The sequence below is a fragment of the Staphylococcus massiliensis genome, assembly GCF_043186315.1.
GTDB classification, from domain to species: domain Bacteria; phylum Bacillota; class Bacilli; order Staphylococcales; family Staphylococcaceae; genus Staphylococcus; species Staphylococcus massiliensis.
The window spans coordinates 581460-607928 of sequence record NZ_CP171119.1 but is presented as its reverse complement, the minus strand read 5'-3'; the positions used below and the strand labels follow the sequence as shown (position 1 = coordinate 607928).

At 36.6% G+C, this 26469-nt stretch carries 25 protein-coding genes and 1 pseudogene; 8 read left to right on the top strand and 18 right to left on the bottom strand.

The genetic code is table 11. The features are described from left to right. Positions 1-20: 20 nt before the first annotated feature. From ACF3N8_RS02885 to ACF3N8_RS02870, 4 genes are all read right to left on the bottom strand, one after another. Positions 21-563 (bottom strand): DUF3267 domain-containing protein, encoded by a 543-nt coding sequence (locus ACF3N8_RS02885; protein WP_392450209.1) that lies wholly within the window; start codon positions 561-563, stop codon positions 21-23. A gap of 15 nt (positions 564-578) precedes the next feature. Continuing rightward, positions 579-1040: a DUF523 domain-containing protein gene (locus ACF3N8_RS02880; protein ID WP_238102050.1), complete on the bottom strand. Its 462-nt coding sequence runs from the start codon at positions 1038-1040 to the stop codon at positions 579-581. A 197-nt stretch (positions 1041-1237) separates the two neighbouring features. Further along, on the bottom strand, positions 1238-2461 hold the full coding sequence (gene allC / locus ACF3N8_RS02875) for an allantoate deiminase (RefSeq protein WP_009382367.1): 1224 nt from the start codon (positions 2459-2461) through the stop codon (positions 1238-1240). Between the two features lie 111 nt (positions 2462-2572). After that, the gene (locus tag ACF3N8_RS02870) at positions 2573-3235 is read right to left on the bottom strand and encodes a haloacid dehalogenase type II (protein WP_238094023.1); all 663 of its coding nucleotides are present in this window, start codon (positions 3233-3235) and stop codon (positions 2573-2575) included. A gap of 1083 nt (positions 3236-4318) precedes the next feature. Here ACF3N8_RS02870 and ACF3N8_RS02865 point away from each other — a divergent pair. Next, positions 4319-5209, top strand: coding sequence for a fructose bisphosphate aldolase (locus tag ACF3N8_RS02865; RefSeq protein WP_017176706.1), 891 nt, complete (start codon positions 4319-4321; stop codon positions 5207-5209). A gap of 441 nt (positions 5210-5650) precedes the next feature. On the opposite strand, the gene ACF3N8_RS02860 is transcribed toward ACF3N8_RS02865, so the two are convergent. Beyond that, positions 5651-6598, bottom strand: coding sequence for a mechanosensitive ion channel (locus tag ACF3N8_RS02860; protein ID WP_009382370.1), 948 nt, complete (start codon positions 6596-6598; stop codon positions 5651-5653). A 402-nt stretch (positions 6599-7000) separates the two neighbouring features. On the opposite strand from ACF3N8_RS02860, the gene ACF3N8_RS02855 reads away from it, so the two are divergent. After that, the gene (locus ACF3N8_RS02855) at positions 7001-7780 is read left to right on the top strand and encodes a hypothetical protein (RefSeq protein WP_238101150.1); all 780 of its coding nucleotides are present in this window, start codon (positions 7001-7003) and stop codon (positions 7778-7780) included. A gap of 50 nt (positions 7781-7830) precedes the next feature. Here the strand turns inward: ACF3N8_RS02855 and ACF3N8_RS02850 are convergent, their stop codons facing one another. Continuing rightward, positions 7831-8700, bottom strand: coding sequence for a LysR family transcriptional regulator (locus ACF3N8_RS02850; protein ID WP_009382372.1), 870 nt, complete (start codon positions 8698-8700; stop codon positions 7831-7833). A 162-nt stretch (positions 8701-8862) separates the two neighbouring features. Here ACF3N8_RS02850 and ACF3N8_RS02845 point away from each other — a divergent pair, with 162 nt between their 5' ends. From ACF3N8_RS02845 to ACF3N8_RS02830, 4 genes are read left to right on the top strand one after another with little or no spacing between them, the layout of a single operon-like run. Continuing rightward, complete coding sequence (locus tag ACF3N8_RS02845; RefSeq protein ID WP_238094020.1) at positions 8863-9888, top strand: ABC transporter ATP-binding protein; 1026 nt, start codon at positions 8863-8865, stop codon at positions 9886-9888. Between the two features lie 3 nt (positions 9889-9891). Beyond that, positions 9892-10917: an ABC transporter substrate-binding protein gene (locus ACF3N8_RS02840; RefSeq protein WP_009382375.1), complete on the top strand. Its 1026-nt coding sequence runs from the start codon at positions 9892-9894 to the stop codon at positions 10915-10917. 1 nt (position 10918) lies between these two features. Next, positions 10919-12562, top strand: a complete 1644-nt coding sequence (locus ACF3N8_RS02835; RefSeq protein ID WP_238094018.1) for an iron ABC transporter permease — start codon at positions 10919-10921, stop codon at positions 12560-12562. Between the two features lie 49 nt (positions 12563-12611). Next, positions 12612-13220 (top strand): metallophosphoesterase, encoded by a 609-nt coding sequence (locus ACF3N8_RS02830; RefSeq protein WP_009382377.1) that lies wholly within the window; start codon positions 12612-12614, stop codon positions 13218-13220. A gap of 74 nt (positions 13221-13294) precedes the next feature. Here ACF3N8_RS02830 and budA read toward each other — a convergent pair whose 3' ends face one another. The 7 genes and pseudogenes from budA to ACF3N8_RS02795 form a co-directional block, all read right to left on the bottom strand. Then, the gene (budA, locus tag ACF3N8_RS02825; RefSeq protein ID WP_238094017.1) at positions 13295-13996 is read right to left on the bottom strand and encodes an acetolactate decarboxylase; all 702 of its coding nucleotides are present in this window, start codon (positions 13994-13996) and stop codon (positions 13295-13297) included. Between the two features lie 13 nt (positions 13997-14009). Continuing rightward, positions 14010-14365: pseudogene (locus ACF3N8_RS02820) on the bottom strand (DUF2200 domain-containing protein). Between the two features lie 170 nt (positions 14366-14535). Continuing rightward, positions 14536-15105, bottom strand: a complete 570-nt coding sequence (locus tag ACF3N8_RS02815) for a CHAP domain-containing protein (protein ID WP_392450205.1) — start codon at positions 15103-15105, stop codon at positions 14536-14538. A gap of 25 nt (positions 15106-15130) precedes the next feature. After that, entirely contained in the window at positions 15131-15856 is a 726-nt protein-coding gene (gene srtB, locus ACF3N8_RS02810; RefSeq protein ID WP_392450203.1) for a class B sortase, read from the bottom strand. A 5-nt stretch (positions 15857-15861) separates the two neighbouring features. Beyond that, positions 15862-16644: a hypothetical protein gene (locus ACF3N8_RS02805; protein WP_238094015.1), complete on the bottom strand. Its 783-nt coding sequence runs from the start codon at positions 16642-16644 to the stop codon at positions 15862-15864. Further along, on the bottom strand, positions 16634-17233 hold the full coding sequence (locus tag ACF3N8_RS02800) for an NEAT domain-containing protein (protein ID WP_009382383.1): 600 nt from the start codon (positions 17231-17233) through the stop codon (positions 16634-16636). Before ACF3N8_RS02800 ends, ACF3N8_RS02805 begins: the two co-directional genes overlap by 11 nt. A gap of 291 nt (positions 17234-17524) precedes the next feature. Further along, entirely contained in the window at positions 17525-17905 is a 381-nt protein-coding gene (locus ACF3N8_RS02795; protein WP_009382384.1) for an HsmA family protein, read from the bottom strand. Between the two features lie 187 nt (positions 17906-18092). Between ACF3N8_RS02795 and ACF3N8_RS02790 the strand changes: the two genes are divergently transcribed. Beyond that, positions 18093-19655 carry an MFS transporter gene (locus ACF3N8_RS02790; RefSeq protein ID WP_009382389.1) on the top strand — a complete coding sequence of 521 codons (1563 nt, stop codon included), beginning with the start codon at positions 18093-18095 and terminating at the stop codon, positions 19653-19655. A 492-nt stretch (positions 19656-20147) separates the two neighbouring features. On the opposite strand, the gene ACF3N8_RS02785 is transcribed toward ACF3N8_RS02790, so the two are convergent. Beyond that, positions 20148-21032 (bottom strand): MFS transporter, encoded by an 885-nt coding sequence (locus ACF3N8_RS02785; RefSeq protein WP_392450200.1) that lies wholly within the window; start codon positions 21030-21032, stop codon positions 20148-20150. 127 nt (positions 21033-21159) lie between these two features. Here ACF3N8_RS02785 and ACF3N8_RS02780 point away from each other — a divergent pair, with 127 nt between their 5' ends. Then, entirely contained in the window at positions 21160-21711 is a 552-nt protein-coding gene (locus ACF3N8_RS02780; protein WP_009382390.1) for a helix-turn-helix domain-containing protein, read from the top strand. 269 nt (positions 21712-21980) lie between these two features. Here the strand turns inward: ACF3N8_RS02780 and ACF3N8_RS02775 are convergent, their stop codons facing one another. From ACF3N8_RS02775 to ACF3N8_RS02760, 4 genes are all read right to left on the bottom strand, one after another. After that, positions 21981-23972 (bottom strand): ABC transporter permease, encoded by a 1992-nt coding sequence (locus tag ACF3N8_RS02775; protein ID WP_009382392.1) that lies wholly within the window; start codon positions 23970-23972, stop codon positions 21981-21983. A 1-nt stretch (position 23973) separates the two neighbouring features. Then, positions 23974-24723 (bottom strand): ABC transporter ATP-binding protein, encoded by a 750-nt coding sequence (locus ACF3N8_RS02770; protein ID WP_009382394.1) that lies wholly within the window; start codon positions 24721-24723, stop codon positions 23974-23976. Between the two features lie 94 nt (positions 24724-24817). After that, positions 24818-25720 carry a sensor histidine kinase gene (locus tag ACF3N8_RS02765; protein ID WP_009382395.1) on the bottom strand — a complete coding sequence of 301 codons (903 nt, stop codon included), beginning with the start codon at positions 25718-25720 and terminating at the stop codon, positions 24818-24820. A gap of 12 nt (positions 25721-25732) precedes the next feature. Then, the gene (locus tag ACF3N8_RS02760; protein WP_009382397.1) at positions 25733-26398 is read right to left on the bottom strand and encodes a response regulator transcription factor; all 666 of its coding nucleotides are present in this window, start codon (positions 26396-26398) and stop codon (positions 25733-25735) included. Positions 26399-26469 lie beyond the last annotated feature (71 nt).

Here is a 26469-nt window from a genome sequence, read left to right as displayed (position 1 = left end):
AGTTGGTATTTTTTATTAGCTTATTCACGCTCATATATCTTTAACCCTTTCGCGGTATCCTCAACAAATCCTTCCTTCGAACACTTCCTTAAAATTAACATGATCATATAAAAGTCGCCTGTGCAACCGCCAGTATGAAACGTACCAACTACTTTAAAAATCTCAGGAGTTATAACATTTAAATGATACAAAATAAGCAGTAGTGTAGTTAAGACTAAGAATGGCGCTATAATAATAATGTTAAACTTCATTCTCGAATAGAGCGATCCCGGACTCGTAGTATACAACATGCCGGATACAAACCCATACTTCACTGGGCGTTCAGGCTTAAACACTTTAAAGAACAAACCGTGAATCAGTTCATGAACTATAAGAAATCCTATAAATAATAAAATAATATCTAGAAAATTATAGAAATTTACTACAAATTCTGAACCATCAAATATTGAAACATAAAACGCAAAGATGAGATAACTTGCAATGACCACAAATAAGCCATAAATATTTAATCGAATAGCCAACTTCTTATCATTTAAAATATCTAACTCATATGTTTCTTTCATAACTTATCCTCCCTATCATTTACGTCGCTTCGTCCCCCACTCATGTTCATCCATAACTTCAATACCGTATCGCTTCAATAAACTCGTGAAGACACCTTGACCGCTTCGTTTACCACCATTAAAGTGACCGTCATAGATTTCACCGCTACCACACGAAGGACTGCCTGATTTCAATATGACAAGCGACCCGCCAAACTCTCGTACAACTTCCAATGACGCTAGGGCACCCTTTTTGAAGTTCTCTGTTACGTCTCGTCCGCTTATCGTCATTACTTTCGCGCGACCTTCCCAGACATCATCACCGTTGCCGCCAACGATTTCAGAAGGCTCCCTCGGTACCGCCAATCCGCCTAGCACCTCTGTACACACGCTTACAGCCTTACCGTCCGCGACAAGCTGCCTTAAATCTTCTTTTAATTTATGGTCACCGTCGTATCTGACTGGTTCCCCCACCAAACATGCACTCACAATTATCACTGTAACACCACATTATAATATTTATAATAATCGTATCATATATTTTAGCAAATTTACGCATAAATTAAGACGCTTGTACATGACTCGTATACAAGCGTCAGATCCTGAATTCTCTATTTTCTCTTTTTGAAAAGGCCTTTTAAAAAGGGAACGCAATGGTTCTTAAAATTACATGTAAATCACATCTAATTACCCTATTAATACGCTAATTGATATAAAACTTCTGCCATGACCTCAATACCTTTCACAAGGTCGTCTATATCGGTATCTTCCTCAGGACTATGCGATATGCCATCAATAGAAGGTACGAAAATCATGCCTGTTGGTACATGTTGCGCGAATATTTGGGCGTCATGTCCGCCACCAGAACTCATGCGCTTGTATTTGCCAGGGGCTCTTAAAGAGGCGGCCTGCTCAATATCATGAACAATATTGGCATCAAGTTGTGTCGGCGCTTCGTCCATCCAGCAATCCATTTCAACATTCAACTTATGGGCGTTCGCGATATCTTGAATCGTACTTTCAACCTCTTCTGAGAATGCCTTCAGTTTAGCGGCATCATCGTGTCTCGTATCAACTGTAAACTCAATTTCGCCTGGCACGACGTTGACCACATTAGGGGTTAGACTGACCTGACCAAACGTTACTACAAGCGGATCCCCTTCTTCACGCGCACGTTTCGTAAGCGTTTGGATGATCTCAGCGTACGCAACCATCACATCGCGGCGCATACCCATAGGTGTCGTACCTGCATGATTCGTCTCACCTACAAGCTTTACCGTATAACGTTTCTGACCTACAATGCTTGTAACGACGCCAATTTGCTTCTCTTCCGCTTCAAGCACCTTACCCTGCTCGATATGCATTTCGATAAACGCCTTGAGGTCATTGTGCGGGTAGTCTTTTTTCCGAAAATCATACCCTGATTTATGCATAGCATCTTCAAATAAAATGCCCTCGTCATCCGTAATACCTGCTACATCCTCAGGCTTTGCGATATTGAAGAAATTCTTACTACCCCAGAATGTGTATGGAAAGCGGCTACCTTCCTCTTCGGCAAGAACGAGTAACTCAAGCGAACGTTTCGGTTTACCATAAGTATCCTTTAAATACTTCATCGCAAGAAACGCAGCCAAGATACCGTACTGTCCGTCTAAGTGACCACCTTCAACCACGGTATCGATATGAGACCCGGCCATAATCGTCTCCTTATGGTGCGTCGTCCCTTCGATTCGACCGATTAAATTACCGATATCGTCACTGCGCACTTCGAAATCTTCATTTTTAAGTAGTAATTTAAGATGATTAATGGCTTGTTCCCATTCTTTCGTATAAAGAAGCCTTGTAATTCCACCATTTTCAAGACCGCCAAAACTTGTAAACACGCGGTCGAGCTCCGTATAAGCTTGTTTAATGTTCAAATAATCATCTCCTTCGATATCTATTCTTAGCTATTTGAACACGTCGACTCATACTTTGTTATAACACAAAAAAGGATTAGGACGAAAACGGCTTGCCCTAACCCTTTTAATTTATTGAACTAGTTGCGTTAGTTCTGAAAGATCTTTGATTTCGTAAGTCGGTTTAGAGCCATTATCATTAAATAACTCACCGTTACGATTAACCCAAGCCGTGTCAAAACCAAACGAACTTGCGCCATTAATATCCCACGAATTCGAAGACACATACAGGATGTCCTCTCGCTTCAGCTTACTTTTATTCAAGATCAGGCGGTAACTCGCCGGACTCGGCTTAAACTGCCTAATCTGATCCACGCTGATAATATATTTGAAATGTTGGTCAACCTCTTTATTATAGGCAAGTTGATCCAGCATATGATCCGTACCATTCGATAGAATCGCATAATCCGCAATAGGCGCCTTCTTTAAAAGCCCTTTCGCATCTTCGAAAAGCGTAAGATCTGTATATTTACTTGCGATATACTGAATTTCCTTCTCAGTATGACCGACATTATAGTAATTAAGCGCATAACGGAGCGCGTTAATTGTTATCTCCTCAAAGTCAACATAGCTCTGCATCGCCTGTCTTAAAAACGCATGTTCAAGTTGCGTCTTACGCCAAAGCGCGCCGATTTCTTTAGTACGTTCACTTTCAAGCTGATCGATGGCCCCATCTATTGAGCGTACATCGAAAAGCGTTCCATATATATCAAAGACAATTAATTTATATGTCATCTCTCTCATCTCCTCTATCTTTATACTCTTATATCCCAAAATGTAAGCGATTAACCTGTGAAATTATGGAATTTTAGGAAATACTAGGAGTTTGTGCAGTTTCGGGACGAGTAGTGGTAGTAGACTGGGCTTTAGATTGGAGGCACGGACGCCCTTGTTACATTGTTTGTCTCAGTCTTTGTAACATGGCTTCCTTGTTTCATTGTTTGTCTCAGTCTTTGTAACATGGCTTCCTTGTTTCATTGTTTGCCTTAGTCTTTGTAACATGGCTTCCTTGTTTCATTGTTTGACTCGGTCTTTGTAATATGGCTTCCTTATTACATTGTTTGCCTCAGTCTTTGTAACATGGCTTCCTTATTACATTGTTTGTCTCAGTCTATGTAATATGGCTTCCTTATTACATTGTTTGCCTCAGTCTTTGTATTATGGCTTCCTTGTTACATTGTTTGTCTCAAACAATGTAACAAGCCTTCAGATTTATTATATTTGATTATATTAAAGAAATAAGATCCAATCATTAATAGTTTTATCTTTTAAAACAAGCATATATTCATGTTATTATATTTACAAACTACTCAGAAGGTATGTGAGCTATCTAATGAAATTACTTCGCAATACGATTAAAGCCTTAATTATAATAAGTTTGCTCTTTTGTATGCTTAATATATTCGAAATTCTACCACTAAATGACCCTGTCTTTTACTCATTAATATTAATAATCACTTTATCAGGTACTTTTCTAAACTTTACACGGACTGACTATGATAAATATCAATAAGTGTTAGTGCTTCTACCAAAAGTATGACTCGTAATTGTCTCGACCTAATACGCACTAGAACTACTTCCTACCCCTCTGCACAAGCTACTTCTCACCCTACTAATTTCGCCGCTAAAGACAGCGTTCGCTTAACTAAAGTGCTTTTCAAAAGTAATGGAAAATGAAGTCATACACATAATGATATTTATATAAATATTAAACTTTCGATAATGGTGAAAGTTTTGAAAAGTCATGTAATAATACTTGTGTTGTAGGGTGTTTTTTATCATACTAGATATGTAAAATAAATCAAAGGAGTGGAACTAATGAACCAAGAACAATTCGATAAGATTAAAAATGGTGAAGGGTTTATTGCAGCATTAGACCAAAGTGGTGGTAGTACACCTAAAGCACTTAAAGGTTACGGTATTGAAGAAGATCAATATAATAATGAAGAAGAAATGTTCGACCTTGTTCATGAAATGCGTACACGTATTGTAACATCACCTGCATTTACTTCAGATAAAGTAATCGGTGCGATTCTATTCGAACAAACGATTGACCGTGAAGTTGAAGGTAAATACACTACTCAGTACCTTGCTGACAAAGGCATTGTACCTTTCCTTAAAATTGATAAAGGTTTAGCTGAACAAGAGAACGGTGTTCAACTTATGAAACCTAATCCAGATTTAGAAGATTTATTACGCCGTGGTAATGAACGTGAAGTATTCGGTACTAAAATGCGTTCAAATATCCTAGAAGCTAACGAAGACGGCATCAAAGCTGTTGTTAAACAACAATTTGACGTTGCTAAAGAAGTTATCGCTGCTGGTTTAGTACCAATCATCGAACCAGAAGTTAACATCAAAGCTGAAGATAAAGAGAAGATCGAAGACATCTTAGCTGATGAAATCAAAGCTGAATTAGACGCTTTAAACGACGATCAATATGTAATGCTTAAATTAACAATCCCATCAGTTGCGAACCAATACAAGAAACTTATCGAGCACCCTAACGTTGTGCGCGTAGTTGCATTATCTGGTGGTTACACACGTTCAGAAGCTAATGAAATTCTTAAGAAGAACGATAACCTTATCGCAAGCTTCTCTCGTGCATTAATCAACGACTTAAACGTTAACCAAACTGATGAAGAATTCAATAAAGAATTACAAGAAAGTATCGACACTATTTACGATGCTTCAGTAAATAAAGGTTAATTTAACCGACTAGCTCAGTTCGCTTATTATGCGAGCTGGGCTTTTTCTTTTTGAAAAGACCTTCCAGGTCAGCTTCCTAATAAATATATTTTAAATTAATTGGTGTAAAATTTAATTATCTATGATATATTATAATTGTTAGAGGCGATGTGCTTTTAACGCTATATCATAGCTTCTGAGAAGTTGCCTAATTGTAGAGAGTTTTGTGTTTGTATTCAAGTTGCTAGCTGATGAATTTTGAATTCATTATCTCCTGATGTATTTACTGGGTTTTTTTCGTTTTTATTCCTAGTCTCGTGTATTTACCTACACCCATAGCGCTTAATCACTATACTTTTAGCCACATATCTCTGAAGTTATCACACTCTTCGAGACTTATGTCTCCATAAGAAAAACGGTGCAACAGATTACTCTGTCGCACCGTTCATTTATTTCTAAGAATTATTTACGGAAATTGTCGTCATTTGCTTTGTTTTCGAATTTGTCTAATTGTCTTTTAGCAAATTCTTTACCACCGATACCGAATGAGATAGCGAATGCTACCGCAACAGCACCAAGGATTAATAAGAATGCACCGTTTACAATGCTAGCTGCTAAATCTAATTGATCTAATGTCATGAATACAGCTACGATTACAACGATGTACTTAACTGCTTCACCAACCATGTTGTTACCAGTTGATTTTTTAACAACTTTGCTTAACATGTTACCACCGATGAATCCTAGTGCTAAGATGATTGCACCTGATAATAATAGTGGTAAGTAACCGATGATTGCAGTACCGATTTTGTTAAGTACTGATAAGTTAACTGTGTTAATAGCTTGAACTACGAAGAATAAACCGATTAATGCAGTTACGATCCAACCTGCTGTTTCAGGAATGTCTAAACCGTCTCTGTCATTTTTACCAAAGTTTAAGTAATGGTTATATTTGCTAGCGTTAATGCTGTTTAATAAGTTTTTGATTAATGTACCTAATACTTTTGCGATGAACATACCGATTGCAAGAATTACAACTGCAACGATAATTTTAGGTAAGAAATCAAAGATAGTGCCCATCATACCATTGATTGGTTTAGAAACTGATTTCATTTCTAAAGCGTCGAATACTGCTGGTAAGAATAATAAGAATACTAAGAAATAAGCTAATTTACCAAGTGTCTTGATAAGACCTTTAGACTCATCTTTTTTCTTGTCTGGGTCAGTTAAGCCTTTTTCACGAAGTTTCTTATCTAAGCCAATTGCTTTTAAACCTTTAACGATAATTGTTTTAACGATTGTCGCTACAATCCATGCAACTAATAAAAGAACTAATGCACTGATAATGTTAGGAATAAAGTCAATGATTGTCTTAAGAATTCCCATAAATTGATCTTTAATGTTTTCCATTTTAGAATTCCTCCTTTATAGATAATAAGTACCCTTACAAAAAGAAAATTAATCATAATTTGATAATTATTCTAAATAATTATAGATTATTACAACATTTTTTGTTTTCAAAAAGACACTACCTAAGACATTTTTGAAATTCTAAAATATGTAATAACGCTAATCCTTCGTAGTTACTAATTTAAAACAACAATCAAATTTAATGATTTATTTTTAAATGCTACCCTAATTCAAGGTTTTGTATTCATAATTTAGTCAAATTGTTAAGCGTTTGTTTATTTTGAAAAGTAAATTCAAAAAGATAATAGAACTTATATTTAAAATATTTATTATCTTTTTACGTCATATATATCCGCCGTCAAAACTTTTCAAGTAGTGTAAAAGTCGGAGGTGGATTTAACAATGAAAAAATTACTTATCGCAAGTTCAATACTTATAGGTGGCATCGCACTTACAACACCAATCGCACACGGTGCATCAGCGCAGTATGAAGTTAAGGTATACGCAGACGCAGATAAAATCGTGAAAGACAATCGACACATTGATCATGACGTGTTACACGACTTAGGCTCTGAAGATAAAGACGAAGACTTCAATGTACAATACATAGACGACGGAGCACGTTCCAACTTCAATAAGAAAACGACTTTCCGTGTAAGAAAGTCCGAAAACGATGATGAAACGAAGCTTCAATATAAAAAGCGTTATCCAATAACGGATGGTAACGTAGACGCTGCCATTCAAAAAGCTCAAGCTGATGGCTACGATGCAGAAGAATACGAAGTTGAATACGGGGAAGGTAAACAAACACTAAGCGTATCAAATAAGTCCAAAGTCACTTTAGACAACGAAGGAACGACACTTCCTGGTGCGACAAAGAGCCTTGATTTATTAAAGGCTGAGGCAGCAGCACCTTTCTCAACGCTGCTTAATCAAATTAAATCACCAGAAGTCATTGGTCCCGTTCACTTCGAACGCCACGAAGGTTCTATTGACGGTCATGATATCCGTATTGAGAACTGGAATATTCAAGACGATAACGTTGTAGAGGTCTCTGCGAAGGTATCTAGCGAATCTGAAGCCAAAGCCGTTCAACAAGCGATCATTAAGAAACTTGATGCATTAAATATTCATGAAACGAACGACCAACTCAAAACGAATATGATTTTCGAAAACTATTAACTAAAGAACCCCAATTCAAGTGAATTTCGACTTGAGTTGGGGTTTGACTTTTATATTGATTTATAAAGAAGTGAAATAAAGTTTTGTATCATCGGTGTAATGTAACGGTCAGATTTAAACACGAGCGATATATGACGGTTCTTCGGTGGATTTGGTAGTGGCTTAGATATTATGTCGGGATGATTCACGACACAAGCGCTCATTAGACTTAAAAACTCAGAACCTCGAATCGTCTCAATCAGGCTATTCATATTATTCGATTGCATCGTCGCATCTATTTCTAACAGATTAGCGTTTAACCACTCATCAATACTCTCTCTTGTAGAACCAGTACTATGTATGACAAAAGGGTATGATTTTATGTCTTGAAGGTGTATGTCGTCTTTAGAAGCGAGCGGATGTTCTTGATCCATCGATAACATTAATGGATTCTCAGTGAGCCGTTTTACTTCAAGACCTTCTAAGGGCAACCCATTTTCAGAAATGACGCCGACATCAACCTCCCTATTATGAATCATTTCGATAACGCGCGGCGCCGTATCTACAGATAGCTTCACATCTATTGTAGGATAAGCCTCTAAATATTGTTTTACCGTGTCAGGTAAGATACTGTATATCGGTGCGTTACTAGCACCAATTCTTAATGTGCCACGTTTCGACGTTTTAAAGTCCTCCATCAAATCTTCAGTTTCACTCATTAGCGTTAATATTTTGGTGCTATTTTGATATAACATTTGCCCCGCTTCTGTTAAATTGAGCTGTTTCCCCTTTTTTAAATAGAGCGGCACGCCGTACGATTTCTGTAGATTTTTTAGATGAAACGTGACGGTCGGTTGTGAAATTTGAAGCATCTCAGCAACGACATTTTCATTTTGTTGTTCAACGAAATGCTTAAATATCATTAATTGTTTCGTGTTCATTCAAAGACTCCTTTTCAAAAAGCGATTACCTAAATGAATCAAATATAGATTTTTTCTATACAGTTATACATATTACATATAAAATTTTGATTCTTCATTAACACGTTGTTTAATATTTATTAATACATTTTTATTATAGTAAGAGTTGAGTGAGGTGAAGACATGGAATTATCTATTAAAAATCTAAAAAAATCATTCGACCAAAACGAAGTTATTAAAAACATTAATCTTAACGTCGAAAAAGGACAATTCATATCGCTACTCGGTGCTTCTGGTAGTGGTAAAACGACACTACTTAGACTTATTGCTGGCCTTGAGAAACCAGATAATGGAGAAATCCTTCATAATGATCAAACGTTTTATCACGGTGCTGACCGCATTTTCGTGAAGCCGTCTAATCGTCAAATAGGTATGGTCTTTCAAGACTTTGCGTTATGGCCACATATGACCGTGTTTGAAAACGTCGCTTACCCTTTAAAGGTCAAAAAAGATACGAAAAATTTAAAACAGCGCGTTCGTGAGGTTCTTAAAGAAGTACATTTAGAAGGTTTTGAAAAACGCGCGGTACACGCTTTATCAGGTGGACAACAACAACGTGTCTCACTAGCAAGAGCAATCGTTTCTAAAGCAGACCTTATTCTAATGGATGAACCACTTTCTGCACTTGATGCTGGGTTACGTGAAGACATGCGCTTATTGATTCAACGCTTAATTAAGACATATGGTATGACGACGATATTCGTTACACATGATCAATACGAGGCTATGACCATGTCAGACAAAATCGCCGTTATGAAAGATGGCGAAATCGTTCAATTCGATACTCCAGAAAGATTGTACCAGCACCCTAAAAATAAAGCCGTCGCTACGTTCATCGGTAAAGGTACATATTTAACAGGTTATGTTAAGCATGGTGAATTTAGAACGCATGAAGGTATCACGTTACCAGTTAGTCAACCCGATGGTAAATACGGTTTATTCATTAGACCAGAACACGTGCACGTAGTAAATGACGGTATTAAAGCTCAAGTTGAAACGGTAAGTTTCACTGGAGAACGCTATCAGTACACCGCTTCAATAAAAGATAAAGAAATTAAATTTTATAACACACGTTACTTTGAACCCGGTACATCTGTTCATTTAGACATTCATTATAATGAAACAAAATTATTAAAAGTGGAGGCTTAAAATATGAAACAATTATCTAAATATGTTGTTCTTTTGATTGCTACAGTTATGCTTTTAGCTGCATGTCAAAATAAACCAGAAGGTGACAAAGGTAGTGACGCTAAAAGTAGCGGTGACAGTAAAGACAAACTTGTCGTATATACTTCAGGCCCTGGGAAAATGGCTAAAGATTTAGTTAAAGCTTATGAAAAGAAAAGCGGTAAGAAAGTTGAAGTCTTCCAAGGTACGACTGGTGAAGTATTAGGACGTCTTGAAGCTGAAAAAGACAATCCTAAAGCAGACGTTGTACAACTTGCTTCATTACCAGCAGCACTTGACTATAAGAAACAAGACTTAATTGAACCATACAAAGTTAAAAACCATGACAAGCTTTACGAAGATTGGGTTGATAAAGACGGTTACTACTACGGTTTCAGTGGTAGTGCACTCGGTATCTCTTACAACACAGACAAAGTTAAAAACCCACCTCAAGATATTGAAGACTTAACTAAAAAAGAATTCAAAGATCAAATCGCAGTTCCAGACCCATCAGAATCAGGTACAGCACTAGATTTATTATCAATTAAAGTTAATAACGAAGGCGACAAAGCTTGGGACGATTACCAATCACTTAAAGACAACGGCATGAAAGTTGCAGGCGCTAACAAACCTTCACTTGAAACAGTCATCAAGGGTGAGAATAAAGCAATCTATGGTGGCGTAGACTACATGGTATACAAAGCTAAAGATAAAGGTGAACCAGTAGACATCAAGTTCCCTAAATCAGGTACGTCAATTTCACCACGTCCAGCCTTCATCTTAAAATCAGCTGAACACAAAGAAAATGCGAAATCTTATATGGACTTTATTACAGGTAAAGAAGGTCAACAAATCGTCGATAAACACTATTTAATTCCTGCAGATAAATCTCAAAAGAAAAATAAAGCAACTAAAAAACGTGAGGATATTAAAGAACTTGAGTACGATTGGGAATCATTATCTAAAGACAAAGAAGATGTACTAAAAAAATTCATGGATCAAATGAGATAATATGCAACATCAAGTTAAGAGACTAAACCAAGTCCTTGCTTTGATTGTATTATTCATACTTGTGGTATTACCCCTATGCTTAATTTTGTATAGGGGTTTTGCACCAAGTGAGGCATCATCTTTCTTAGAGAATGTGCAACAAATTATACAATCAAGCAACTTAAAAATTCTTTGGAACTCTGTATTACTCGGACTTTCAGTGGTAATTTTGACAACACTAATCGCATTACCACTTAGTTATATCATGGTTAAAACATCTTTAAGTCGCCATCAATGGTTAGATGTACTCATTATGGTTCCTTTTATGACACCGCCATACATTGGCGCAATGGGCTGGATGTTAACAATGCAACATAACGGATTGCTTCATCAAATCAGTCCGATATTTTCACATTTAACACCGATATTCTTTTCATTCTTTGGAATGGTCGTTATCATGAGCTGTCACTTAACACCATTCTTATATGTCGTACTTAAGAAATCTTTATTAAACATACATCAATCTCAAGAAGAAGCAGCACTTATATACGGTGGTTCTTTCATGTACCGCTTCAAACGTATTATCGCACCACTCTTTGTATCAGGTTATAGCATGGGTGCCTTACTTGTTTTTGTAAAAGCCATTGGAGAGTTCGGTACGCCTGTAACTATGGGTAACCGCATTGGCTTTAAAGTTTTAACATCTGAAATTCACCATAGTGCATCGATTTGGCCTATCGACTTCCAAAGAGCTGCACTCTTATCTTCATTACTGCTGACGGTAAGTATGGGTGTCTGGGCCTTCCAACAGTGGTTCCAAACACGAACTAACTTTATCTCAAATAGCGGTAAAGGACAGAAGACACGCATCCTTCCGAAAGGCAAATGGGATATATTACTTTATCTCTTTGTATTTATTGAACTATTCGTAACAATCGTTTTACCTTATGCAAGTATTGTTATCAATGCTTTCGTAAAACGTTTATCTAAAGGTTTAACTCCTGACAACATTACGTTAGATAACTTTGTACAAGTACTAAGTGGTAACGGTGGTATCGCCCTATTTAACAGTGTATTACTTGCGGTTATTGCAGCAACGCTCGCAAGTATCTTAGGGTTATGGTACGTTTTATCGTCACAAAAGAGAAACCCTTTAAGTAAGCTAATAGACTTTTCAAGTTTACTTCCTAACACGGTTCCAGGGATCATTGTCGTAATTGGTTTAATCCTATTTTGGAACAGTAAGTTCAATCCAATACCACTTTATAACACTATCTTCATGTTAGTAGTGACGTATACCGTATTGTATATTCCGTACGCTGTACAAAATATCAAAAACGTGAAGCAAAACATCAGTCCTAACTTATTCGAAGCAGCTGAAATGAGTGGTAGTACAGGGTGGCAGAAGTTTAAGTCCATTACACTACCACTCCTTAGACCAGGTATCATTTCTGGGTGGATATTAATTTTCTGTATTTCAATGCGTGAACTTGTAGGTTCGCTAATGTTAAGACCACCTAATACTGATACGTCAGCTACGTTTATTTATCGCCAGTTTGAACAAGGTGATTCATCACAAGGTATGGCTATGGCGTTGTTATCAATAGGTATTACATCTATTATTTTAATCGCTATGGAACAATGGGAACGAAAACGTAAATTATAATCTTATATAGCTTTTCTCCCAAACTTTTCAAAAAGAAAGGGGGACGACCATGACACAACATCGGCTACTCGCAATCTCAGACATACACGGACATAAACAAGCACTTCAAAAATTGCTTCATGAAGCACAGTATAGCTCGCAAACAGACCAACTCGTCTTACTAGGCGACTACGTAAATAAAGGCCCCGATTCAACCGGCACTTTAGAATATGTTGAAGCTCTAGTTAGAAATGGTGCCAAGGCACTCATCGGTAATCATGAATTAAAATGGATTCATGAATGCACGAATCTCGACCATAAATGGGTGAATATAATCGGTCGCTTGGACTGCGTGATAGAACACGAACGCTATATTTTCGTACATGCAGGCATCGACACGCGTTATGCTTTAAATAACCAACCAGTGATACGTGCTACAGGGTATGAACCAAGCGATTATATCCAAACTCAATTTCCTGGGAAATGTGTCGTTCACGGGCACGTTCCAACATTCCGTGAAGGTTGTCATTTAGATGAAATTGTGATGTCTGAGGAAACGATTAATATTGACACTGGTGCTGGGCATGGTTATTACTTAACACTTCTTGATATTACCAATGAAAAGACCTATTCAATAAACGTTAATGAACTCGATTCGGTTAAAGTAAAGCAATTATAGTGTTTCAAAAAAGGACGTTGGCTCTTTAAGGTCACGTCCTTTTCTTTATCTAACGTTTATAGTTTTGTCGGTACTTATTCACCCTTCTCGATATCACGTCGTACCATTTCTTCATCTATCTTTTCATTTAAAAAGGCTTTATTGTCGATTGGGAAATGTTGTTCAAAGGTTTCGAAATTTTGTAACTCTATAGATGCATTCTCTATTTCAAAGTCTAATATATGTCCGCCATACATATTTTGATCATCCACAAAATGAATATGGAATCCCTTAGCGCCTATACCATGGAATAGATCTGGTGTGAAAAAGCCTACGATTGTACCTTTAATATCCATCAATGTTACTTCAGGCTGACTTTCTACAGAGTCCATAAGTTTCGTATAAGGTGGATCCTGCTTTGGCATCATCCGAACATGCATAGACTTAAAAGTACCTGTAGCCTTAACAGCCGAGAATAAATTCTCACTTAGCATCTCGCTCTTAACCTTATCTTTAAATGTATTTGAATCCATATGCTTTACGTTAAATTGGTGATCAGATTTAAAATGAGCAATTGTTGCATATGGTGTGCGTTCTTCACCAGAAAGTTGAACAAAGTCTCCATGCTCGTTCGCATGAAAGGCTTCACCCTCTAGGAAGATGACTTCACCATCAGACCCCGTTAAGGTCGCGATGCCAAAGTCCCCTTTAGTTAGTAATTCATCAACAGTGGCTGTCCCTTCAAGTAGCCCAGCCATTAAGGCACCAAGTGTGCCATGTTGATATAACTTATGCATGCCTATCCCTCCGTTATTTCTCTTTTCTAAGAATGTTTTCCATCTTTTTACCTCTACCAACTTCATCCACAAGTTTGTCGAGATAACGGATTTCTTGCATAAGGGGTTCTTCAATGTCTTCTACACGAACGCCACAGATTTTACCAGTTATAAGTTTACGATTTGGATTAAGCTCTGGTGCTTGGTCAAAAAATTCTTTTAGTGAAACCTTATCTTCCAATTGTTGCTCAAGCGCTTCTTGACTATAGCCAGTTAACCATTTAGTTACTAAATCTACATCATCTTTAGAAAGCTCTTTTTCTCAGCTTTAGTAATATAATGCGGATAAATTGAAGCTAAACTCATATCATAAATTTTATGATGTGCCATTTATAGATTCTCCTAACACGTTTAGTATAAGTTTGATGCAATTCATTTCTTATATTAACATAACACTTCTCATGTGTACCGCAGTATGTATAGTCCATATAAATATATTATAAGAAGAGACATACCCATTTTCTTTATTTAAAATACAGAATATGTCTCAACTTCAAAATTTACACTTTAAAATATCTCAGTGTTTGCGCTGCTTCACGTGGAATTATACGTTTTGATATAATTCCTAAACCTTCAACATTAGATTCAGAGATTAAGATAGAATCATCACTAAATACATGCTCCACAAAGGCCACATGCCCGTATTCTGCACTGGCACCTAATAGATTGCTATCAAATACCACCGCAGCGTGTAGAAGTGGCTCATGGTATATCGTGTAATCTTGATGTCTAGCTTGATCAATCCAATCTTTAGCATCACCCATTAAATAGTCTACACCTTCTCCGAATTGCTTCATGCGGTGATAAACGTACCACGTACATTGACCATAAGGATAATCAAAGGCAACTTCAGAAGTCTTAAACGGCACTATATCATTCGGGTCGTATGAGATATTAACTTCGTCGTAAAAAGGTAAAATCTTAAGATGAGCTACATGTCGTGTTGCCTCTGTTACCATACCTTCAAGTAACTGAACATCTGAATAATCGGAAGCTTTCGCATTGTCGTAACTTAAACTGTTGATAATTAAACTGATTAAAGCTGAACTTAGAATGAGTTTTACTTTCAAGTATCAAACTCCTTTCTATTTGATCTTAAACTTCAATTAGTACACATTTACATACAACCACCACGCGCTTCTCTGTATCCCGAATTGGATCCTCGCAAGTCGATAATGTAATAAGTTTATCCTTTTCAGTAATCCCTACATTTGTATGGATAACTGATTTCTTGAGCGTATTATATAGGAAGTCACGATATGCTTCTTTACTCGTAAATCGGGTTTGGATATAGTTATCATTCGTACTTGTTTGAAAAGCACTTAAAACTTCTAGGCGGTATTTACCAAATTGTGTATCAAATTGAATATTTGGGTTAAGTTTGTAAAAATCTTGTTTAAGATATTGAGGTAAAATATCAAACATCGTACCATCACCGACATGATGTCCGTATATGATAGTGTTATAAGATAATTGTTTAACATTGTTGCGATAGTCAAAGAATAAACTGCCCTTGTGACTATCTTCCTTGTTAAAGTCACGTTTTAAATAATCTAGATTATCTTTAGACTGAAGTACTGGATAGTTGAGAGACGTACCTTCTACATGAAGCCAACCGTGAATGTCTTTATTAACAGCCTTTAAGGCTTCGAATTGAGGTCTTAGTTTATTGTTTTTATCTTTAAACGTATAGGTTTGTTGTAGCGTTTCGTATTGATGTTGGATACGTTGATTCTTAGAAGATGACATATAGAGTTGAAAACTTGCGTATATAATCACGACTATTGCACTGATCTGAATAAATCTAATAAGTATTTTCATGGAATTTACCCTTGGACATCATGAACGTTTAATTTTTTCCATTTCTTACTTGTAAGCGTTAATCCTAGAACAGAGAAAGCGATAACTAACGCAACAATCCATAAACTTTGATGTGTTTGAGGTTGAACGACTTGAGATTCAGGTTTGATTTCTGCCTTATTTAATCGTTTCGGCTTAGGGATATCGCTATCACGATTAAATAAAAGATTTGGTTGATAATGTTGTTGTATTGTAGATGTACGTGGTTTAGGAGTTGGTTGATTAAAAGGGGTTGGTACATCATCTACATAACGTGTATTAACATCGATAGGTTGTTGAACATTAGAATCATTTAAACTTGAGTCATTATCGACTTTCACATCGTCTAATAACTTTAAGACATCGAACTCACTCGTAAGAGTGTTTTCCTCTAATTCATATTCTTTTGCAGGATCGTTCAATTCTATATCAAACCTTTTTTCTAAATCGTCCAAAGTAACCATTGTAATGGAAAGTTTATCTAACACGTCTTCTGAATCAACTAAAATTTTATATAGGTTTAATGCTTCGAAGTGATTTACATCGTAAGCATGCGCAATCACAAGTTCCTTAACTTCATACGGAACACTAAGAACGACTTCTTTAAATACCTTGTCACCTAATTCAATCTCTTTAATTTCATGAACTTCTATTTCAACATCATCTTGCAGTACTTCTAAATGAGATGAATCTTCAGATGCATAGACGACTTCTGATAAACACAGATAGAGTACGAAAACGAGCACTATCCATTTTAGACTATGAAACATGATGCGTTTTTCTTTTTCGAGATATAAAGAACGTGATTACAATGCCTATAAGTGCTACAATAATAAACTTTTCGTAAGCAACAGGCTCACCTGCGAATGTTTTAGGATTTGGTTCTACCTTTTCAGGTGTTGAGGATGTCGTTGCTTTATCAGTCGAAGCAGCTACGTCCCCTTTCAAATTAAACTCAACTTTGTATTCGTGGTCATATTTAAAAGGACTTCCATTAACTTTCTCATCGACTTCAACTTTTACTACACCTTTAACTTTGCCAGATGTTTGACTGAGTAGGAATTCAGATACCCTAGTGTCTTTCGTCTTATCTTCTTTAATGACAGTTTCCTTCTGTCCATCGATTAAGATAGATTTAATCCAATGGCTATGATTGATATCAAACCTTATAAAAGATTTTCCATCACGTTCAATAACTTTGGCAGGCTTTTCGAAGTATTCGTTTGCGATTGCTACTTCCTCTGAGCCTTCTTTTAAGACTTCAAACTGTAGTTCTTTAGTGGTTTCTGCATGTGCATAGTCCGTAATAACGGTTAATAATAAAAATGGAATCAGTATAATCTTAAAAATACGTTTCAAATGCTTTCCTCCAAATTCTAAAAAGATGACTGAGTTCTAAAGATAACGTTATTGATTAAGCATTAATGTATAAGATTCTCCTTTCTCAACAAGTAGCAGCACATTTATTATAGCACCACGCAACATATTTTTATATTTACTACAATTAATTTTTATAAGTTTTTATTTTACATTTAACAAAACTTTCGAAAGTTACACTTTTTCAAAATTCGACACTTCCAATTTCTTAAAGGGCTTTTCAAATAAATAAAAAAGGCGAGACAACTTAAGTGCCTCACCTTGAAATCTTATTTAGCTCATACCGATGATTAAACCTACGATATAAGGAATTAACCAGAATAACCATACGATTAAACTGAATTTGTGGAAGTTATGTTTCGCTTTGTCTGTACCTTTAATTAGTACAACGATTGCCCAAATAAAGTGGAATGCCATTAAGATAATTGCGGCTAAACCTGTGATTTGGTGTAGTGACATACCTGCATCCGCTTCGCTGCCTGCGAGTGTTGACATTAAAGTTGTACCGATTGTATCAAATATTAAACCTAAACCGAATAGTACGAGATGTCCTGGTTTAATTTCGCCTTTCTTTCTCTCTGAAAAGACACCCCATGTATAAAATACAAGTGCTAAAGAAATAGTGATAATTGCAAAGATAAGTGTCGTACTCATAAGAATCCCCTTTCTCTTTTTTGTGAATTTTCTTAATTAATACGTTATTCCCTTTGACACCACTTATACTATTCCTTCAATATGAACTATATATGAACAAATAAAAATTTTTTTAGTTCACATTCAGTTCAAATTCTTCCTTTATATTTAACGTATCATAAATAGAAAACTTGAAAGAAGGGGTTAGATGAAAAAGAAGAGCTTTGATATCGTCGCACTATTTCTATTACTCGGCGTATTTATGTCAGCACTTGATAACGGTATCATCAGTGCTGCATTAACGACGATTAACAATTCTTTTGATATCGATGCACAAATGGGATCATGGGGCATCACGATTTACACGCTTGGTATGGCGGTTACGACGCCTATAGCAGGTAAACTCGCTGATATGTATGGAAGAAAGAAAGTATTTATCGCAGAAGTTGTCTTATTTGGACTCGGTTCGTTACTTGTAGCGCTAAGTCCTAACTATATATTCTTTATTGTTGCGAGACTTATTCAGTCTCTTGGTGGCGGTGGCTTATTCGTTATCGCTAGTTCTCACATCATCTCAACGTACTCAAAAGAAAAACAAGGCTCTATGTTAGGTGGTCTTGGCGCAATGAATGGTATTGCGTCTGTACTTGGACCAAATATTGGTAGTCTACTCATTAATGTTACTGGAACTTGGCATTGGTTGTTCCTCATTAATGTACCTTTCGCAATCTTAATCGTTTTCTTTGTGGCCTTTAAAATGAAGGAAACGCAAGATAAAGTTAAAACTAAGATTGATAAGTACGCAATCTTAATGTTCTCTATTTCTACGTTACTAGTGATGTTCGCGATTAACAATGTTCAAACTGGTAACATTGCAGGTAGTATCCTGAGTTTCGCAGTCATTGGATTATTTATCTTAGCCATCTTAGGTTATGGCATCATGATCTTTATCGAATATATGAATGAAAATAAAGACGTTGACTCATTCTTACCGTTTAAATTATTAAAGAACCCTACATTCTCTGTAACGTTAATCATGGGTATCTTATCAGGTATGTTAATTGGTGCAATCATCTTCATACCGTCATTCGTTGAAAATGTATTAAATGTTAAAGCAGACAACAGTGGTTTCTGGATGACACCACTTGCACTAGCTTCAGGTGTAGGAGCTTCTATGGGTGGTAAGATCGTTGATAAGAAAGGTCCTATTTTCGCACTGATTTCAGCAAGTATCATCAGTATTATTGGTTATGGCGGTTTAGCGTTATTCACATTCTCACCGTTACCATTCTTTATCTTTTCAATTATTGCCGGAATTGGTTTCGGATTCACGATTGGCGCACCAATGACCGTTCTTGCGACACGCTCAGCTCACTCTAACAAGAATAACAGTACTGTTATTGGTACATTATCAGTTTCAAGACAGATTGGTATTACGATATCACCTACAATCTTCTCAACATTTATCGCGATTGGTTTTAGTAAAATGGGTGAAAAGATTAAGGACAATATGATGGAAGCTGGTTTTACGATGAAAGACGTGCCCGCTTCAGTGATGCGTACAATGAGCGAGAAAGGTAGTTCACAAGGACATATTATCGATAAGATCAAAGATATTCCTAATCCTGATTTAAAAGACGCAATGTTAAATGGTATTGAAAGTGCTACACACTTAGCTTACATGCCAATTTTCTTAACAGCTGCCATTGCGTCACTCGGTATTCTAGCACTCGTTCTTATCTTTAAAAAGAACTTTGAAGAAGCGAAATAATTATTTAGAAAAAGACGAACCACGGGACATCATTCACAATTCCCTTAAACAGCATGCTTTCCTGGGGCGTGGCCTGAGCCTGTAGTCTCAGGACGCACGCTACTCCCCTAGGAGTCAGCTGTTTTAGGGAATTGTATGAAATAAAGCTTCAATGCTCTATTTCTCAAAATTTGTCTCAAGGTTCGTCTTTATTTTTATTATGTAGAATTTTCGATTGTTGTATGTCGCCCTGCGCCAGCACAAAATGTCATCATGACGATAGCGGTTATTAATAATAATATGAACGATGCTAGCCAACTATGTGTGAGATCATGGAGAAGGCCAAAACATAAAGGACCGATACAAGCTATCAAGTAACCTAACGCTTGGGCCATACCTGATAATCTGGCAGCCATGATACTGCTTTCTGTTCTTAAACCGAAAAATGTATTGACTAACCCAAACGAAATACCACTAGCTACTCCGATAAGTATAACGCCTATCATCACCAAATCAGTATGCAACATCGTTAATAAAACGCCTAACCCAAACATAACCAGCTATCACGATTACGACAACTTGTCGCTTCATCCTTTCGATAAGTATTGGTGTTAAAAAAGTTGTAGGAATCAGACACAATTGTAAAATCGTTAAATAAGTTCCCGAAGTACTTATTGCAACACCTTTCTCAGATAAATATTCAGGTAACCAATTTAAGAATGAATAAAAGATTAAAGATTGACTACCGATAAAAAATGTAATTTGCCAAGCTAGTGTCGAACGCCAAATATTAATCGGTTCTGTTGAAGACGCTTCTATCTTTAAAGGCTTATTCTTAAGTTGAGAGCTCCAAATAACTAAAGTAATGAGTGTTAATATAATGATTAAATTGATTGAGATACTGTAGTTAAATGCTTTTGTTAAAGGTTCCGTTATAAAGGATGATAAGGCACCGAAGAGATTCATGATAACGGTATATAAAGCCGTCATAAGTCCTATTCGGTGCGGGAAGTAGCCTTTAATGACTGCCGGAGTTAATACATTACTGTAAGCATTGCCGATTCCAATTAGTAATGTTCCAATGAATAAGCATGCAATATGTGTGATACCTCTAAATACTAAACCAATTACAAGTAAAATTAACGCAAAAAAAATTGTACGCTCTAGTCCTAGTCTATTACCTGTCTTAGCTGCAAATAGCGACGCTGTGGCAAATGCGAGTAATGGGACAATCGTGATTAAACTTGCTACTGAGTTAGAAATACCGAGTTGTGCTTTTATTGAAGGTAACGCAACGCCAATGGAAGTGATCGGTGCGCGTAAATTAGCACCAATGAGCAGAATACCGATGAACATTAAAATATACGTGTTCGAAAATCTTCGTTTGTATTCAAACATCTAGACCCACCTTAATAAGAGTTGAGAAATATAGCGCTCAAAATTTCCGTTATAACGTACATTATGAGTGTACAATTTGTCCGTTATATTGTAAAGGATGTACAATAATAGTGAACAGGAGGTTATTATGCATAATATTCAAAGAACCGTTTCTAAAAATATTTATGATTATCGACGAAATGAAAACCTGAGTTTGGAAAAATTATCTCAATTAACAGGCGTTAGTAAAACGATGTTAAACCAAATTGAAAAAGGTGAATCAAATCCCACAATAACGACACTATGGAAAATTGCGAACGGCCTGCATATTCCTTTAACAACCTTAATTACACCTAAGCATAATCAAATTTCAGTAATAGATAAATCCGATATCACACCAATTTATAACCACGATCAATCAACTACCGTGTTTCCTTACTTTTTATATGAGGAAGAAAAACAATTTGAAATGTTCAAGATGGAGATTCAACAGAACGGTGAAATGTTAGCAGAGGGGCATCATTCCGAGTCAGAGATTTATATCATCGTTACTGAAGGCGATGTTGAATTAGAAATTAACGACAAATCGTACCAATTAAGTAAAGATCAAGGTATCCGATTTAAGTCAGATTTTAAACATATTTATAGAAACATTGGTAAAGGTGTCGCTTCAATTATTTCTTCAATACAGTATAAATAAGACGAACCATGGGACATCATTCACAATTCCTTTAAACAGCATGCTTTCCTGTAAAGTCCAACTCAAACTTTAGTTTGTTAGTTGGACTTACAAAGTAGCATAGCTACTTTGTACCATTCCTAAGCCCCCGGCTTGCATAGCTTGGTAATTTGCTTGCGCAAATTTCTGTGGCGGGGCCCCGCCCCTATGAGTCAGCTGTTTAGGGAATTATATGAAATAAAGCTTCAATGCTCTATTTCTCAACCTTTATCCCAAGGTTCGTCTTTGTTTTATTTCTGATTAATAATTTGATAGTACTTGCGTGATGTTACGAAGTAGATTAAACCGTAAAGTGCTATAATCGCAAGCGTTACGAATAAATAACTTGTTAGGAATAAGCTAATTTCTCGAATGCCTAATACACTAATTAAGTTATAAATAATATTAAATCCAAATGCGAGATGAATTAGAGAAACAGCTATCGGCAACATAAACAACCATAAGATCTGTTTTTGAATAACACGTTTAATTTGTTTATCTGAAAGTCCTACTTTCTTCATAATTTGGTAATTATATTTATCATCCATGCCTTCAGAAATTTGCTTATAATACACGATCAAGAACATACCAATCAGTAATACTGCTGATACAACGATACCTAAGAAAATAAGTCCGCCGTTCGTTTCATATAACATCGTAGCAGTTTCAGAACGTTGATTGATGTGAATATTATATTTCTTTTCAAAGGATTTAATGTGTTTATCAAGGGCTTTATGGTCACCCTTAACATCAAAGGCTATATCCGTATATATAGGTGAGTCCTGCTTTTCGCCAGCTTTAAAATTATAACTCGTATAGAAGTCATTCATTTTGTATAACTCGGCTTCATCCTTCACAACGATGTACAAGCTATCGACAGCAATGTTAGAACCAACATAGTCGCCTTTTAAATGCTTAACGTGATAAGTCTGATCTTTAAGTCGAATGTTATCAAAGTTCTTGAAACGTTTCGCATTTGAACTGACCGCGACTTCTCCATCCTTAAGATGTAAATTCGTATCTTTTAATGCATTAAAACCTTCCTCAGTCACAACGTAGCTATACATATAATTCTTAGAAGACGTTTGTTCTTGATACTTAGGCAACATGGGTTTAAAGTCTCCATCTAAATGAACCATAGGCGCGTTGACACTGATTAAACGCTTAACGTCCACATCAGGCTCGTATTGATTAATGTCCTTTTCAAAGTTATCAATCTGCTTAGCGATTTGACGATCTTTCTTATAATTACCGTCAAACGTTGTTTCGTAGTCGTTAAACATCGCATGATCAATTTGTGTTTCAATACCTCGATATGTCGTTAAAGCCATACCGAGTGTCACGATAACGAAAGTACATAGCATTGTAATACTCGCTAATCCCACTGCATTACTACGCATTCTTGGCAACATACCTGAAATAAAGAAGAAGTGCTTCTGTTTGTAATAAAAACGCTTTCGTTTCTGTAAGAATTGTAGGACTAAAATCGTTAATGACATAAAGAGGAAATATGTTCCTACCATTACGGCTAATACGCCAAGAAACACCTTCGTTAAGGCGTCCATGCCACCTTCAGTAGTTACACCAATAACGTACCCGTAACCAAGCGCGATTGCTCCTATTACGAAATAGATGATAATCATAACCTTGCGAGATTTCTTTTCACCAGACCTTTTTGTGCTGAATAGCTGAGAGGGCTTTTGCATGGTGATTTGAATATGACTGATGACATATAGGAGTACCAAAGTCACGCCTAACATGATGAGTACAATGATCATCGCGTTCACGTCGAACGGATAATTCATGAGTTTGATTCCAGAATCTTGAACCAACGTATTTAGGAAAAGGAAAACAAGATTACCGAATAGATAGCCGCCTAAAATACTTAGGAATGCGATAATCGCAAATTGGAGTATCAGTTCCATAAATATGAGTAATCGAATGTGTTTCCTTTCCATACCGAGTGTCATATTGAGCGCAAATTCTTGCTTACGTTGTTTCATCACGAAGCGATGGGCGTACAACACGAATATTAGAACGAGTAGTGTCACGATAACGCTTGAAAATCTCATCAACATCGGTAAGTTCTCATGACGCTGTTGTAGGTAGTCATTGTTTATGAGCGAGATAATGATATATTCTAAGCCAAACATGACGGATGCTGAGATAATGAATGGAATCATCGTTTTACTAAGGGCTTTAAAGTTTTTGAATACGAGTTTGGATAATAATTTTAGAGGCACCTTAGACACCTCGCTCGTTTAACATGGCTAAACTATTAGAAATACGTTGTTGAAAGTCAAATTGCGCTTCCTCTCCGCGATAGATTTCATGAAATAATTCACCATCTTTGATAAATAAGACGCGATTCGCATAAGACGCATCTTTAATCGAATGTGTAACCATGAGCAGGGTTTGATTTGAAGCATTGATATCGCGAAAGACATTCATAATTTCTTCAGACGTGTTCGAATCGAGTGCACCGGTTGGTTCGTCCGCAAGTAAGAGACTAGGATTTGAGATTAGCGCACGCGCGATTGCGACACGTTGTTGCTGACCGCCTGATATTTCGTAAGGATATTTATCTACTAAATGTGAGATACCAAGCATCGATGTTACCTTCTCCAAACGAGGCATCATCTCTTTAGGTTGCTTGTTAGAAAGGACAAGAGGCATGAGGATATTGTCTTTATTGTCCATCGTGTGTAGTACGTTGAAATCTTGGAACACAAAGCCTAGTGATTCACGACGGAATTTCGCGACATCTTTATTTTTCAGTTTCGAAATATCATTACCGTCAAGGTAAATCATGCCTTCAGTTGGTTCATCAAAGGTCGCGATAATATTCAGCAAGGTAGACTTCCCTGACCCTGACTCACCCATTATTGCGACAAATTCGCCTTTCTCTATTGAAAAGTTCATTTGGTTTAGGGCCGTAATTTGATTATTCCCTTTACCATAAATCTTCTTTAAGTTTTGGATATCTAATAACATCTCATCACACCTTTCTTCTGATACGTACACTTTATCTCATATAAAAAGAGACAACATTTATAATTTCTTACAAATGTTATCTCGAATCTTACAATTATGTAAGGTTATGGTTCGTTTGATGAAAATGAATAGAAAACGTCGTACCTGCGCCGAGTTGCGACTGAACGTGTACTGGGTGATTGAGCTTATTTGAGATCGTCTTAACGATAAATAATCCGATACCACTTGATTGTTCCTTAAGGCGCCCATTGAAGCCTGAGTAACCTCTGTCGAAGATCTTAGGTAAGTCACTTTCACGAATACCGATGCCGTTATCTTCTATATAAAAGGTTTGTTGATGCGCATCGTAAGATAAATAAATGTCGCCGCCTTTCGCATACTTCAAAGCGTTATTGAGTATCTGCTCGATCATGATTTCAGCCCATTTGGCATCTGTTAAAACGTCGTGGTGAATCGGCTCATAGTGTAGTTTCGTCTTATGTTGTATAAACTGTATCGAGTATTTCTTGATGAGCGGTCGCACAATATCATCGAGTTGAACGGGCATAAATACCATGTTCGTATCATTATTTTGAAGCTTTAGGTAACTCAGTACTAAGTTCGTATAATTCTCTATTTGTAAAACTTCTTGGCGGACCTTTTCGGCGTCCATTGACGAATTCTGTTCTAACACAAGCTTAGAAGCTGTAATTGGTGTCTTAATTTGGTGAACCCACGTTAGAAAGAAACTTTCAATTTGGCTTTTGTATTGTGCGTGCTGATTGCGTTCGTTGATAACTTGTTCTTGTAACGCATCACGTTTTTGTTTCACATTTTGCGTTTCTTGAAATGTCGTAAACGCAATAAACTGAAACACGCCAAAGACAAATACGGTAATCGCTAAAGCGAGTAGAAACCCTTCCATCGGTAGCGACATTAATACAAAGATGACGAAAAACAATAACAGTATGCCTAACAACGTGATATATAAAGACTTCTGAGCTTTAATAAATTTCATCTTATCGCACTCCTAAACTTTATAGCCCATGTTTTTCTTCGTTTGAATCAAATCCTGAACGCCAATCGACTTTAACTTTTTACGAAGCCGCGTCATATTTACAGCGAGCGTATTGTCATCAATGAAATGTTCTGACTCCCAACACGTTTCAATCAATTTATTACGACTCACGTACTGCCCCTCATTTTTGAAAAGTTGGTGCACAATCTGAAGTTCGGTAAATGTAAGGTCAATCACTTGATCGTCGTAGTAAAGCTTGCCTTCTTCAACGACAAGTTTACAACCTTGTACGTCAAGGTGATGCGACGTTGCATTGAAGTCGTACGTACGTCTAAGTAAGGCTTGTATTTTACTAATGGTAACTGTCATGTCGAAGGGCTTTTCAATGTAGTCATCGCCACCCATCTCAATTGCCATAACTTTGTCCATGCTATCAGAACGTGAACTAATGAAGATAATCGGCACATTAGAGACTTTGCGAATTTCCTGGCACCAGTAATATCCGTTAAAGGAAGGTAAGTTAATATCAAGTAGGATAAGGTGAATGTCCGGTTTCACGTAGTCATCTACAATATGGTTAAAATTTGTAACGATTTCCGCTTCAAGTTGCCATTTATTCAAGGCTTGCTTTAGTGCTTGTGCAATCACGCGATCGTCCTCAACGATTAAAATCTTCATTAACATCACCCTCTCTCAGTTCTTACTAGTAGTATGACACACTTGGTTTTGTACGTATAGTTCGGGGCGAA